Genomic DNA, 13,083 nt, shown 5'->3' with positions numbered 1-13,083 from the left:
AGCGCTCACACCTTCAAGGTAGGCAGCGAGTCGCGCGGGTCCGGTGGCGCGCCTTCGAACTCGCGCGCTTTCACCTGATTGCGCCCCGCCTGCTTCGCGGCGTAAAGCTCCGCATCGGCGGCACGCAACAGCGCCTGCGCGCCATCGCTCTTGTGCGGCACGCAGGTGGCGCAGCCAATGCTCACGGTCAGCGTGCCGTATTCGCTGTGCTCGTGCGCGATGCCCAGCGCCGCCACCTGCTGGCGCACCGCTTCCGCGATTTTCACGGCGCCGTCGGCCGGGGTGGCCGGCAGGACCGCGACGAACTCCTCGCCGCCGTATCGCGCAACCATGTCCGTTGCGCGGCGGCAGGCCTCGCGTATCGCGCGGGCCACGGCGGCGAGCACCTTATCGCCCTCCCCGTGACCGTAGAAGTCGTTGAAGAGCTTGAACTTGTCGATGTCGATGAAGAGCACGGAGAGCGGTTCGCATGCGCGCCTCGCGTGCTGCCATTCGGTTTCCATGCGTAAGTCGAGTGCGCGCCGGTTGAAGAGGCCCGTGAGTGCGTCGGTGACCGCGAGACGTTCGAATTCTATTTGCGTGGCGAGCCGCGTGCGCATCGAAAATGCGAGCAGCCATGACGAAGCCGCGATCAGCGCGCCGAAGATCAACGCCATCGGCGCATAGATCCACAGGCGGTGGCGCCACGCGTCGAGCGCGCCGTCCACCGAAGGCGCGACCACGGCGATGAGCAACGTGTGCGGAACGCGCTTGAACGTGTAGATGCGTTCGACCTCGTCGTCCCCGCCCACGGCGATGAACGAGCCGGCAGTGGTCTTCAGCATCGGCTCGACGTAATCCAGCTCGCCGATTTGCGCACCCACTTCGTAGTCCGAATAGGGATGGTGCGCAAGCAAAATCCCGTCGCTGAGCATGATGAACGCGCTGCCCTTCGGGTCGATGTCGAGCCGGTCGAACAGTTGCTGAAAATACGCAAGACGCATCGTGAGCACCACGACGCCGCCAAACGAGCCGTCGTACTCGGTCACGCGGCGTGACAGCGCGATCGAATATTGACCCTCACGCGTGCGCGAGCGAATCGGGTCCGAAATATACATGCCGACCGAGCGCTCGTGCTGCGCCGTGAAATAGTCCCGGTCTGCGAGATTGACGCCGGGATACGCGCGGCCGTCGCGCGATTCGACGATATGGCCGCTCGCATCGGCATAGAACGCGTCGTCGAGATACGCGCCGGTCGCTACGCGGCCGAACAGCAGCTTGCGGCGAAAGTCGGCCGGCAGGCTTTGCGTGCGCGGGTCGCGCGCGCTCTCCGCGGCATCGAGCAGCACCAGATCGCAGATACTGAAATGGGCCTCGAGGTCGTTCGACATTAGCGCAACGAGCGCGCCCGAATTGTGCTGCGTGCTGACGATGGCCTGGCTGCGCTGCTGCATCAGCCCCAGCAGCACGATCGCCACAATGGCCGCGCCGACCAGCGAGCCCATCGTGCCGACAATGAACGGATGGCTGCCCAGCCACTGCATGAGCGCCCGATTCCATTGGCGGAGGATTCGCAAACATCGTGTCCAGAGCTTCATGAGGCGTTTCCTCTTTGCTCCGCGCGTTCCGTTGATACCGCTTGTCCCGCGTGCCGGCCGATTACAGATTGCATTCAGGCGCCATCATACTGCGGCTCGCGAAACCGCCTTCGAATCGCGGCACACACTCAATTTCGCTGCCGCAGCGCCGTAAACCAGATGAACCCGCGAAGTGCCTTCACTACGCGAACCGCTCACCGTCCACCCTGCGCCGATGACCAACCCGACCACCGAAGATCAACCCGAAACCACCGACGCCGCAACGCAAGCCGCCCCACTCACGCCGCAAGCCCTGCCGGTAGGCGAGCCGCTCGCATGGCCTGTCGTCGATAGCGACGGCGCCCTGCTGCTCGACGCCGGCGCGGTGCTGATGGGCGAAGCGGAACGCGACTTTCTGTTCCTGCATTTCGCGCCGCATCGCGGCGACATGGAACGGCTCGAGGCCACACCGGAGAGCGCGACGGCCAGGAACGCACCCGGCATTAGCGAAACCGCCGCCACCACGCGCGACATGCACCTGACCATCGGCGCGCTGATGGGCCTGCGTCCGCAGATGGGCGCGAGCGGCGCGCCGATGCACCCGTGCCGCCTGATCGGTTTCGCGCCCAACGAAGCGCTCTTCGTGACGACGCCCTATGTCGATGGCCGCCCCATCGCCATCACGCCGTGCGAAAACGTGGAAATCGTCGCGATTGCGAGCCAGGCAGTCTATCGCTTCGTATGCACCGTGCATGCGCTCAGCCAGTCACCGCTCGACTACCTCGTGCTGTCGAAGCCCGCCAACATCCGCCGCCTGCGCGAACGCCGCTCGGTTCGCGTGCGCGCGCAATTTCCCGTGCGCTACGGCATCGGCGAGGAAGGCACGGGTTATGACGGCGTGGCGCTCGCACGCGGGATCAGCGCGCTCGGACTTTCGGTGAGCGCCGCGTGGGCGCTCGGCAAGGTTGGCGAGCGGCTGCGCGTGGCCTTCCAGCTGCGCTCGGGCGAGAACGCAACGGCGATCGAAACGAGCGCGGTCATCCGCAACGTGCAAGCGGAAACGGGCGACCCCGCGCACGCGACGCTCGGCCTCGAACTCGACCGCCTCACGGCCGCCGAGCAGATGGCGATGAAAGTCTACGTTTTCGATCGTCAGGACGACGTGCTCTACTGGACCGGCAGCGTGCGCTGACGCGCGTTCAGGCGAGCAGCGCCTGAGCGTCGAGGCACTCGCCGGCCCATGCCTGCGCGAGCGCCTCGCAACGCCCCACGCGCAGCGCGCCAAGTTCGCAATCGATCACCGTGACATGGTCGGCGTGGCGTGGCCGCGCGGGCCACTGCGTCGTGCGGCCGTCGCTGAACAGCCAGAGATGGCGCGCGCGTGCCGGATCGCGGCGCGCGGCGGTTTCGAGCACCTGCGCCGCGCGGCCGACGCCCGCTTCGAGCGGCGTGCCGCCGCCCCCGCCGATCGGCTCGATCCAGCGCTCGTTCCACCAGCGCGGCACCGCGGGCCCGAACCGCAGCTCGGCCCCGGCACCGCCGAAGGCAATCAGCGCCACTTCCACACGCTCGGCGCGGGCGCGGTCGAATAGTGCGACCAACAACCCCTTGGCAAGCGCGAGCTGGCCACGCGCGAGCATCGAAGCCGAGCAGTCCAGCACGAAGCAATGTAGCGCGCCGGAACCCGTCTTGCGTTGGGCGTAGCGCAAATGTTGCGCCTGCAATGACCCGGCGCGTTTGGCCGCGAGCGTGGGCGGCCAGGCGATGCGCTCGCCGCGCTTCGCGATTTGCGCGGGACCGCGCCCCGGGCCTTCTCGCCGTCGAGCGCCGCCCTGTACCGAGGCGGCGGCCTGTGCCCGACGGGTCAGCGTTTTTTTGCTGGCAGCGGGATCACGCCCTTTACGGCCTTCGCCGCGACGGGCTCGGGCGGCATCTCGCCCCAATCGGCATCCGATGTTGTTTCGGTGTGCTTGTCTTCGCTCATGGGTGCGGATGAGGGCGGCCGCTGCTCAGGGGAAGACGGCGCGTCGGAGCGCTGCGGCATGGCGTGCCGGCGATGCGCGAGCACACAATTGGCAACCTCGTCGACGTGCTGCGGGCTCACCGCCTGCGCCCCTTCGAACGCCGCGAGCGCACGCGCCGCCCGCAGCATCACGAGGTCGGCGCGCAAGCCGTCAACGGCGGCCTCGATGCAACGCTGCGCCGCGCGCTCGTGGACGGCATCGCTCCAGTCGAGCTTGTCGAGCGCATCGCGGGCAGCCGCAATACGCTGCGCGAGCGCGCGCTGTTCGGCCTCGCGCGCCGCACAAAACGCCTGCGGATCAGCATCGAACGCGAGACGCGCCTTGACGATGCGTTGCCGTTCAGCGACGTCATAAGGCGTCCCGAGTTCGACCATCAAGCCGAAGCGATCGAGCAATTGCGGACGCAACTCGCCCTCTTCGGGATTCATCGTGCCGACCAGCACGAAATGCGCGTCGTGCGTGTGCGACACGCCATCGCGCTCCACCGTGTTCACGCCGCTCGCTGCCGCGTCGAGCAGCACGTCGACGAGCGCATCGGGCAGCAGGTTCACTTCGTCCACGTAGAGCACGCCGCCGTGCGCGCGCGCGAGCAGCCCCGGCGCGAAGCGCACCGCGCTCTCACGCAACGCCGCTTCGAGGTCGAGCGTGCCGATCAGCTTGTCCTCGCTCGCGCCGAGCGGCAGCGTGACGAACGCGCCTTCCGGCAGGAGCGCCGCGAGCGCGCGCGCCGCCGTGGATTTCGCGGTGCCGCGCGGCCCGCTCACCAGCACGCCGCCTATCGCGGGGTCGATGGCCGCGAGCAGCAGCGCGCGCTGCAGTGGCGCCTGGCCAACCAGCGCGGTAAAGGGAAACGCGGGACGCGTGGCCGCAGCGCTCATGGTCCTGATCCTTCCAGATGCTGCCCGGCTTCGAGCAGACGGTGTTCGAGTTGTGCGCGATGCTCGCCCGGCTCCTGCCAGAGACCGCGCTGGATCGCTTCGAGCAGCCGCTCGCACACGGCATGCAGCGCGTGCGGATTGTGGCGCTGCATGAATTCGCGCGTGTCGTCGTCGTGCACGTAGGCGTTCGCGACGAGCGCGTACTGATGATCGCCCACCACGCGCGCGGTCGCGTCATAGCCGAACAGATAGTCCACGGTCGCCGCCATTTCCGCCGCGCCCTTGTAACCGTGACGCTTCACGCCATCGATCCATTTCGGGTTGACCACGCGCGAGCGGATCACGCGCGCGATCTCTTCGTGCAGCGGACGAATGCGCGGCGCAGCGGGGTTGCTGTGATCCGCATGATAGAGCGCGGGCTGCGCCTGCGAAAAGTGCCGCGCCGCCGCGGCCATGCCGCCCTGGAACTGGTAATAGTCGTTCGAGTCGAGCAGGTCGTGTTCGCGGTTGTCCTGGTTCTGCAGGACCACGTCGAGCGTCGCGAGACGCGCGCGGAACGCCTCGCCCGCCTCGTCACCCGCGCTCTTTTGCGCGTAGGCGTAGCCGCCCCACGCCTGGTACGCGTGCGCGAGATCGGCGTCGGTCTGCCACTGGCGATGGTCGATCATCGACTGCAAGCCCGCGCCGTACGCGCCGGGGCGCGCGCTGAACACGCGCCAGCCCGCGCGGCGGCGCGCCTCGTCGGCGGCCATACCGTTCGCGACCAGCGCGTCGCGCTCGCGCAGCACGCGTGCGCGCAGCGGATTCTGGTGCTCCGGCTCGTCTAGACCGGCCACCGCCTGCACGGCGGCGTCGAACAGATGCATGACGTTGGGAAAGGCGTCGCGGAAGAAGCCCGATACGCGCAGCGTTACGTCGATGCGCGGCCGGTCCAGCGCCTCGACCGGCATGATCTCGAAGTCGGACACGCGCTGGCTGCCGGCGGCCCACTTCGGCCGCACGCCGATCAGCGCAAACGCCTGGGCGATGTCGTCGCCGCCGGTGCGCATCGTCGCCGTGCCCCATACCGAAAGCCCCACGGCGCGCGGGTAGTCGCCGTGCTCCTGCAGGTGACGCTCGATGAGCTGATGCGCCGATTTCATGCCGAGCGTCCACGCCGCCTGGGTCGGGACGGCGCGCGTATCGACGGAGTAGAAGTTGCGGCCCGTGGGCAGCACGTCGGGGCGGCCTCGCGAGGGCGAACCGCTCGGACCCGGCGGCACGAAGCGGCCTTCCAAGCCACGGCGCAGCTGACGCATCTCTTCGGGGCCGCAGGCGTCGAGGCGCGGCAGCACGTCATCGCGCAGGCGCGCAAGCACCTGGGCCGCATGCGGCAGCGATGCCTGCTGCGCATCGCTTCGTTGGCCTGAGCAAATGTCTTCAATCAGCGTAGCCGCGAGCATTTCCAGGCGTTCGCGCGTGTCGCCCGCATGACGCCATGGCGTATCGCTCACCGCAGCGAGCTGCGGCGGACGCGGGCCATGCCACGGCGCAGCCCAATCGACCGTGGCCGGATCGACGAGGTGATCGATGCACAGGTCGCGCGCGAGTGCGTCGATGAGACCCGCGTTCGCCCCCTGCCCGTCGCCGCACGCATAGCGCCCGAGCGCGAGCAGCGTGTCGCGCCGCTGCTGGCCTTGCGGCGATTCGCCGAACGTATGCAGGCCGTCGCGAATCTGCGCTTCCTTCAGCTCGCAGAGGTAAGCGTCGGCGCGCGTGAGCAATTCGTCTTCGCCGGCCTGATCCTGCGGCGCGCAAACGCTCAACTCTTCGTGCAGCCGATGCTCGATGATCGTCGCAAGGATGGTCTTGCGCAGCAGCTTCGCGCGGCGCGGGTCCACCATCAATGCTTCGTAATACTCATCGACCTGACGTTCGAGGTCTTGCAGCGGCCCATAGTTTTCGGCGCGCGTGAGCGGCGGCATCAGGTGATCGATGATCACGGCCTGGGCGCGGCGTTTGGCCTGGCTCCCCTCGCCCGGATCGTTGACGATGAACGGATACAGATGCGGCAGCGGCCCGAGCGCCATGTCGGGCCAGCAGGTGTCGGCAAGCGCCACGCTCTTGCCCGGCAGCCACTCCAGGTTGCCGTGCTTGCCCACATGCGCGATGGCGTCGATGCCGAACGTCTCGCGCAGCCAGAAGTAAAACGCGAGATACGCATGCGGCGGCACGAGTTCGGCGTCGTGATAGTTCGCGTAGGTGTCGTCGCCGCGCGAGCGCGAAGGCTGAATGCCCACGAACACCTGGCCACAGCGCCAGCCCGCAATCATGAAGCGGCCGCGGCGCACGGTGGGGTCGTCCTCCGGCACCCCCCAGCGCGCGATCAGCGCGTTTTGCGCCTCGACGGGAAGTTGCGAGAAGCGCGCGCGGTAGTCATCGAGGGAAAGACTCTGCCATGCGGGGCGCAGCGCGCGCGTGTCGGGATCGTTCGTGACGCCTTGCGTGAGGATGCGCATGAGCGCGTCGCCGTCTTCGGGCAGATCGGCCACGCGATAGCCTTCGTCACGCAGCATGCGCAGGATGCCGACCAACGAGGCCGGCGTGTCGAGTCCCACGCCGTTGCCAATGCGCCCTTCGCTCATCGGATAGTTCGCGAGCACGAGCGCGAGTTTCTTCTCTGCGTTCGGCAGGCTGCGCAAGCGGCACCACCGGCGCGCCAGTTCGGCGACGAACGCCACGCGCTCGGCATCGGGCTGATAGCGCACGACATCGACCTGCGTCTCCTTGCAGTGGTACGCGAGCCCCTTGAAGCTGATCGCGCGCGTAATCACGCGGCCGTCCACTTCGGGCAGCGCGATATGCATGGCAATGTCGCGCGAATTCAGGCCGTGATTGTCCTTCACCCAGTCTTCGCGATTGCCGCCGCTCAGGATCACCTGGAGCACGGGCGCGTCACCGGCGAGCGCGATCGGTTCGGGGTCGTCCAGCGACGAAGCCGCGAATGCGGTGGTGTTCAGCACCAGCGAGACATCGTGCTCGGCCGCTAGTTGATCGAGCACGTCGCGGCTCAAGGTGTCCTTGAGCGACGTGATCGCAAGCGGCAGCGGGTTCATGCCGCGCGCGAGCAGCGCGTCGATGAGGGCATCGAAAGCGGCGGTGTTCGCTGCCTGCAAATGCGCCTTGTAAAACAGCAGCGCGACGACCGGCGCGCCAGGTTGCCAGCGCGCGCGCCATTCGTCGATGGTCGCGACGTCGCGCTGCGGGCAATAGAGCGCGGCGGCCGGCAGCGCCACGGGCGGCGCAGGCTCGCTTCCCCAGTCGAATGCGCGCCACGCGAGCGCACGCAGAAACGATTCGGCGTTGGCCGCGCCGCCTTCGCGCAGATAGCGCCACAGCAAGCGGCAAAATTCGGGCTCGGCGCGGCTCTTGGCGATGAGATTGGGGTCTTCCTGCAAGTCGCCCGAAAACATCGCGAGCAGTTGCCCGCGTCGCTCGGCGAGCGAGACGACCTGCTCGATGCCATACGGCCAGTACGTTTCGCCGCCCAGATGATCGACCACCACCACGCGCGCGTGCTGCAGGACGTCTTCGACGTAAAAATCCACCGACGCGGGCTGGCGCAGATACGTTACGTTCGCGAGCCGCACGCTCGGGAAACCTGCGGGCAGGCGCGACACGACGCTCGCCAGTAGCGCGAGCGTCGTGTCCGCCGAACTGAGCACGACGATCTCGGCGGGCTGCTGGTCGATCCGGATAACGCCCTGCGTGTCGTCGACGAAACCGCCAGGCGTAGTGCGCAGCAAATGCATGGGACTGCCTCGTCTAGCTAGGCGCGATCACTTCGCGGCCGCGGTCTGCACGTTTGCCAACGCGACATCGAAGGCCGCTTGCAGCGTCGCGCCATCGAGGTCTTCGCCGATCAGCACGAAGCGGCTCGCGAGCGGCTGCGCCGCGCTTTCCTGCGCGTTCCAGCGGCGGTCGAAATAGCTGTCGAAGCGACGGCCCACGCCTTGAATCACGAGGCGCATCGGCGCGCCCGGCAACGCGGCAAAGCCCTTCACGCGATAGATCGTGTGCGCATCGAGGAGTTGCTGAAGCGCCTCGATCACGCTCTCGCGCGAAGCCGCATTGCCCGACACCACAACCGAATCGAACTCGTCATGATGATGATCGGGATCGTCGGCGGAACCGTGATGGTCGTGCCGCAGATGAATGCTCTCCTCGGAGGCCGCCTCGAGCCCGAGCAGCGTATGCAGATCGAGCTTGCCGTGCTGCGCGCGCACGATCTTCACCTGCGGCGGCAGCTCTTCGCGCAGCTCGGCGATGAGCGCGTCCTGGCCCGCAACGTCCAGCAGATCGGTCTTGTTGAGAATGACGAGGTCGGCGGCCGAAAGCTGGTCTTCGAACAGCTCGTGCAGCGGCGACTCGTGATCGAGATTCGGGTCGGCGCGGCGCTGCGCGTCCACGGCCTGAGGGTTTTCGGCGAACTGGCCGCTCGCGGCGGCGGGACCGTCCACCACGGTCACGACCGCATCGACGGTGAACGCATTGCGGATCGACGGCCAGTTGAACGCCTGCACGAGCGGCTTGGGCAGCGCGAGACCCGAAGTTTCGATCAGCACGTGATCGACATCGCCGCGGCGTTCGAGCAGTTTCTCCATCACGGGGAAGAACTCTTCCTGCACGGTGCAGCAAAGGCAGCCGTTCGCGAGTTCGTAGAGCTGGCCTTCCGTTTCGTTGCCGTTCTCGTCGCAGCCAATGCCACAGCCGCGCAGAATTTCGCCGTCGATGCCGAGTTCGCCGAATTCGTTGACGATGACCGCGACGCGCAGGCCGCCCGCGTGCTGAAGAATATGACGCAGCAACGTGGTTTTACCGCTGCCGAGAAAGCCCGTCACGATCGTGACCGGAATTTTGCGCATTTGCATTGAGTGCTCCTTCGGCGCCAGGCCGTATCGAGGGGCATGGTGCGTCGCGCCTGCCGTTCGTGCGGGTGTCGTGTTGCGCACGCGCGCGTATCCGTGGAGACGCTGTCACGCGCAACGATTCAAAACCTGCAGGGGACGAACGACCAGAAACGCACCCGGGCCTCGCCCGGCTGACGCATGAAAATCACGGACCCGGCACCGCATCCCCGCAGCGCGAATCCCACGTATCTGGCCGGTATCCGGACTGACGAAACACCGCTTCGCCTTCCCGCGCGAGCGGCCTTGCGGCCGGCTTGCACAGTGGCGTGGACTGCGTAAAGCATGGAAGCGGTTTGCGGCATTCGTGCGAACGCCGCGCTCGTTGTACCGTTGCGGGTGCAGTTCAGGTTGGCCATGCCCGAGGAGGGATGGCTCCCTGATTCCCGTTTAACTGCGCGTGCATTATTGGATCGCGCGCGCGAGCACCAGAGTGCGTGCGAGTGTAGGCGCGGGGGGCCTGCGCGTCAAGGAAGGCGTGGGAAGCCGCAAAAGCGTGTGCTATCGTAGCGCGCATCCGGCGCCGGCCGGAATGCGACTCTTTTGCTCGTTTTGCCTCTGCGGTCACGCCTTCGATCGACGCTCTCGCCGTGAATCCTGCCGAACATCGCGCCTCGCGCGCAGCCTCATTCGAAGCCACGCTGGAGCCCGCGCAGCGCGTGCCGCCGCTCGCGCTCGGCATCGGCTGCCGGCGCGGCGTGACGCTCGCGCAGATCGATGCCGCGGTCCGCGCCGCGCTCGGCGCGTGGCCGCTCGCCAACGTAACGGCCGTGGCAACGCTCGACGCGAAAGCTGGCGAACCCGGCTTGCAAGCGTTTTGCGCGGCACATGCGCTGCCGTTGCAGACGTACCCGCGCGAGCAACTCGCCGCAACGCCGACACTCGCGCCGCCCTCCGCAACCGCGCAAGCGCGATTCGGCGTGGACGGCGTGTGCGAGCCCTGCGCGCGTCTTGCGGCGGGCGGCGCTCCGCTCGTGCGCGGCAAGCTGGCGCTCGACGGCGTGACGGTCGCCATCGCAGCCTTTCTGCAAGACCCTGCAAACACGGACGCGAAGGCGCCGCAACCCACCCATTCCCGATGATGAAAACTGATCCCGATTCGCACCAACGCATGACGCAACGCCGCCGCGAGGGCCACGAGAAGAAGCAGGCTGCCGCGACGCACGAAAAGGGCCTGTTGATCGTCAACACCGGCAACGGCAAGGGCAAGAGCACGGCCGCGTTCGGCATGGCGGTGCGCATGCTCGGCCACGGCATGAAGCTTGGCGTCGTGCAGTTCATCAAGGGCGCGCTGCACACGGCCGAACGCGATTTTCTCGGCAGCGTTGCGCACTGCGATTTCGTGACGATGGGCGACGGCTACACCTGGAACACGCAGAATCGCGACGGCGACATCGCCACCGCGCGCAAGGGCTGGGACGAAGCGAAGCGCATGATCGAGAGCGGCGAGTACGCCATGGTGATCCTCGACGAACTCAACACCGTGCTCAAATACGAGTACCTGCCGCTCGACGAAGTGCTCGGTGTGATCGCCTCGCGCGCGCCGCGCGTGCACGTGGTCGTGACGGGTCGCCATGCGCCCGACGCCCTGATCGAAGCGGCCGACCTCGTCACGGAAATGCGCCTCGTGAAGCATCCGTATCGCGAGCAAGGCGTGAAGGCGCAAAAGGGCGTGGAGTTTTAAGCGCATGAGCGCAACGGTTGCCTGCCCCGCGCTCTTCATCAGCGCGCCCGCTTCGGGCCAGGGCAAGACCACGCTCACGGCTGGCCTCGCGCGACTGCACCGGCGCGCGGGCCGGCGTGTGCGCGTCTTCAAGACCGGGCCGGATTTTCTCGACCCCATGATCCTCGCACGCGCGAGCGGCGCGCCCGTGCTCTCGCTCGACCTGTGGATGGTGGGTAAAGAAACGTGCCGCGCCCTGCTCGCGCAGGCCGCGCACGAAGCCGACCTGATTCTCATCGAAGGCGTGATGGGTCTGTTCGACGGCACGCCGAGCAGCGCCGATCTCGCGACTGAGTTTGGCGTGCCGGTGGCCGCCATCGTCAGCGCGAAGTCGATGGCGCAGACCTTCGGCGCGATCGCGTTCGGTCTTGCGCGCTTTCGGCCGGAAGTGCCGTTTCATGGCGTGCTGGCGAACCGCGTGGGCTCGGCGCGTCACGCGCAGATGCTGCAGGAGGCGTTGCCCGCCGACGTACGCTGGCTCGGGCACGTTGCGAGCGAAGCGACGATGGCTCTCCCCGATCGCCACCTCGGCCTGCATCAGGCCGCTGAGATCGACGACCTCGACGCGCGCATCGAACGCGCCGCCGACGCGCTCGCGCAAACCGCGCTCGCCGAATTGCCGCCTGCGGTGGCATTCGCCGATCCTTCGCATGACGAAGCGATTGCGCACCGGCTCGAAGGCCGCCATATCGCCATTGCGCGCGACGCCGCATTCTCGTTTCTCTATCCGGCGAACATTGCGCTGCTCGAAACGCTGGGCGCGAGCGTGAGCTACTTCTCGCCGCTCGCAAACGAGCCCGCGCCCGCCAGCGCCGACGCGATCTTTCTGCCAGGCGGCTATCCCGAGCTACATGCCTCGACGCTAGCGCGCAATACGCAGAGCGCGAATTCGTTGCGCGCGCATGTATCAGCGGGAAAACCGCTCGTCGCCGAATGCGGCGGCATGCTCTATCTGCTCGACGCACTGACCGACGTGGAAGGCGCGCGTACGCCGATGCTCGGCCTGCTGCCGGGCGAGGCAGTCATGCAAAGGCGCTTCGCGGCGCTCGGCATGCAGCAGCTCGACGGCGCTCATGGCGCGCTGCGCGGCCACACGTTTCACTACTCGCGCGTGGCGACGCCGCTGGCCCCCGCGCTCACGGCACACCACGCACAAACTGGCGCGCCCGGCGAGGCGCTGTACCGGCACGGCTCGATCACGGCCACCTATATGCACGCTTACTGGCCCTCCAATCCGGCTTTCGCGGCCGCACTCTTTCATGGCACAGCCCTTTGACGAAGCCGAACGCGCGGCGGTCTACCGCGCGATTTACGAGCGCCGCGACATGCGGCACTTCGCACCGGGCCCGATCGATCCCGCGACGCTCGCGCGCCTGCTCGACGCCGCGCATCACGCGCCGAGCGTAGGCTTCATGCAGCCGTGGCGGATCGTGCGCATAACGGACGGTGCGTTGCGCGAGCAACTACACGCGACAGTCGAGCGAGAACGCATTGCAACCGCCGATGCGCTGGGCAAACGCCGCGACGAGTTCATGAAGCTCAAGGTGGAGGGCATGCGCGATTGCGCCGAGGTGCTCGTGGTCGCGCTGATGGATCGCCGGGAAGCCCACGTCTTCGGACGCCGCACGCTGCCCGAGATGGACCTCGCTTCCGTGGCGTGCGCGATCCAGAACATGTGGCTCGCGGCGCGCGCCGAAGGGCTCGGCATGGGCTGGGTGTCGATCTTCGACGTCGCCGAGGTGCGCGCCCTGCTCGCCATGCCTCCCGGCGCCAAGCCGGTGGCGATCCTCTGCGTGGGTCAGGTCGACGCGTTCTACCCGCAGCCGATGCTCGAAATGGAGAAATGGGCCGAACGCAAGCCGCTTGGCGAATGCGTGTACGAAAACCGCTGGCCGCAGGACGAGCCGGCGAGCGTGCCCGAAGCGGCGCCGCACACACCCGGAAAGGTGCCCTGAA

The 13,083-nt window shown here is 67.4% G+C and carries 10 protein-coding genes and 1 riboswitch; of the genes, 5 read left to right on the top strand and 5 right to left on the bottom strand.

The features are described from left to right. Nucleotides 1–5 precede the first annotated feature (5 nt). On the bottom strand, nucleotides 6–1,523 hold the full coding sequence (locus M3I53_RS22390) for a sensor domain-containing diguanylate cyclase (RefSeq protein WP_254318038.1): 1,518 nt from the start codon (nucleotides 1,521–1,523) through the stop codon (nucleotides 6–8). 226 nt (nucleotides 1,524–1,749) lie between these two features. On the opposite strand from M3I53_RS22390, the gene M3I53_RS22385 reads away from it, so the two are divergent. After that, nucleotides 1,750–2,748: a flagellar brake protein gene (locus tag M3I53_RS22385; protein WP_254318037.1), complete on the top strand. Its 999-nt coding sequence runs from the start codon at nucleotides 1,750–1,752 to the stop codon at nucleotides 2,746–2,748. A 7-nt stretch (nucleotides 2,749–2,755) separates the two neighbouring features. Here the strand turns inward: M3I53_RS22385 and M3I53_RS22380 are convergent, their stop codons facing one another. The 4 genes from M3I53_RS22380 to cobW form a co-directional block, all read right to left on the bottom strand. Continuing rightward, a complete protein-coding gene (locus M3I53_RS22380; RefSeq protein WP_309249543.1) occupies nucleotides 2,756–3,265 on the bottom strand; it encodes a VWA domain-containing protein in 510 nt (169 codons plus the stop codon). Between the two features lie 155 nt (nucleotides 3,266–3,420). Further along, nucleotides 3,421–4,458, bottom strand: a complete 1,038-nt coding sequence (locus M3I53_RS22375; RefSeq protein WP_254318036.1) for an ATP-binding protein — start codon at nucleotides 4,456–4,458, stop codon at nucleotides 3,421–3,423. Further along, entirely contained in the window at nucleotides 4,455–8,249 is a 3,795-nt protein-coding gene (gene cobN, locus M3I53_RS22370) for a cobaltochelatase subunit CobN (protein ID WP_254318035.1), read from the bottom strand. Before cobN ends, M3I53_RS22375 begins: the two co-directional genes overlap by 4 nt. A 27-nt stretch (nucleotides 8,250–8,276) precedes the next feature. Continuing rightward, nucleotides 8,277–9,368 (bottom strand): cobalamin biosynthesis protein CobW, encoded by a 1,092-nt coding sequence (cobW, locus tag M3I53_RS22365; protein WP_254318034.1) that lies wholly within the window; start codon nucleotides 9,366–9,368, stop codon nucleotides 8,277–8,279. Between the two features lie 212 nt (nucleotides 9,369–9,580). Next, nucleotides 9,581–9,852, bottom strand: a riboswitch (cobalamin riboswitch). A 142-nt stretch (nucleotides 9,853–9,994) separates the two neighbouring features. Between cobW and M3I53_RS22360 the strand changes: the two genes are divergently transcribed. Genes M3I53_RS22360 through bluB form a run of 4 tightly spaced genes read left to right on the top strand, consistent with a single transcriptional unit; the run spans nucleotide 9,995 to nucleotide 13,082 of the window. Next, a complete protein-coding gene (locus M3I53_RS22360) occupies nucleotides 9,995–10,486 on the top strand; it encodes a cobalamin biosynthesis protein (RefSeq protein ID WP_254318033.1) in 492 nt (163 codons plus the stop codon). Further along, a complete protein-coding gene (gene cobO, locus M3I53_RS22355) occupies nucleotides 10,486–11,088 on the top strand; it encodes a cob(I)yrinic acid a,c-diamide adenosyltransferase (protein ID WP_254318103.1) in 603 nt (200 codons plus the stop codon). The genes M3I53_RS22360 and cobO overlap by 1 nt, the downstream gene beginning before the upstream one ends. 4 nt (nucleotides 11,089–11,092) lie before the next feature. Then, nucleotides 11,093–12,403, top strand: coding sequence for a cobyrinate a,c-diamide synthase (locus tag M3I53_RS22350; RefSeq protein ID WP_254318032.1), 1,311 nt, complete (start codon nucleotides 11,093–11,095; stop codon nucleotides 12,401–12,403). Beyond that, nucleotides 12,387–13,082, top strand: coding sequence for a 5,6-dimethylbenzimidazole synthase (bluB, locus tag M3I53_RS22345; protein ID WP_254318031.1), 696 nt, complete (start codon nucleotides 12,387–12,389; stop codon nucleotides 13,080–13,082). Before M3I53_RS22350 ends, bluB begins: the two co-directional genes overlap by 17 nt. The last annotated feature ends 1 nt before the right edge of the window (nucleotide 13,083 follow it).

The organism is Paraburkholderia sp. CNPSo 3272, from assembly GCF_024206495.1.
Classification (GTDB): Bacteria; Pseudomonadota; Gammaproteobacteria; order Burkholderiales; family Burkholderiaceae; genus Paraburkholderia.
This window is presented reverse-complemented; position numbering and strand designations above follow the sequence as displayed.

Coding starts and splice junctions, on each gene's coding strand:
- M3I53_RS22390 (WP_254318038.1), bottom strand. CDS start 1,523: ATGCAGTGGCTGGGCAGCCATCCGTTCATTGTCGGCACGATGGGCTCG.
- M3I53_RS22350 (WP_254318032.1), top strand. CDS start 11,093: ATGAGCGCAACGGTTGCCTGCCCCGCGCTCTTCATCAGCGCGCCCGCT.
- cobW (WP_254318034.1), bottom strand. CDS start 9,368: ATGCAAATGCGCAAAATTCCGGTCACGATCGTGACGGGCTTTCTCGGC.
- bluB (WP_254318031.1), top strand. CDS start 12,387: ATGGCACAGCCCTTTGACGAAGCCGAACGCGCGGCGGTCTACCGCGCG.
- cobN (WP_254318035.1), bottom strand. CDS start 8,249: ATGCATTTGCTGCGCACTACGCCTGGCGGTTTCGTCGACGACACGCAG.
- cobO (WP_254318103.1), top strand. CDS start 10,486: ATGAAAACTGATCCCGATTCGCACCAACGCATGACGCAACGCCGCCGC.
- M3I53_RS22375 (WP_254318036.1), bottom strand. CDS start 4,458: ATGAGCGCTGCGGCCACGCGTCCCGCGTTTCCCTTTACCGCGCTGGTT.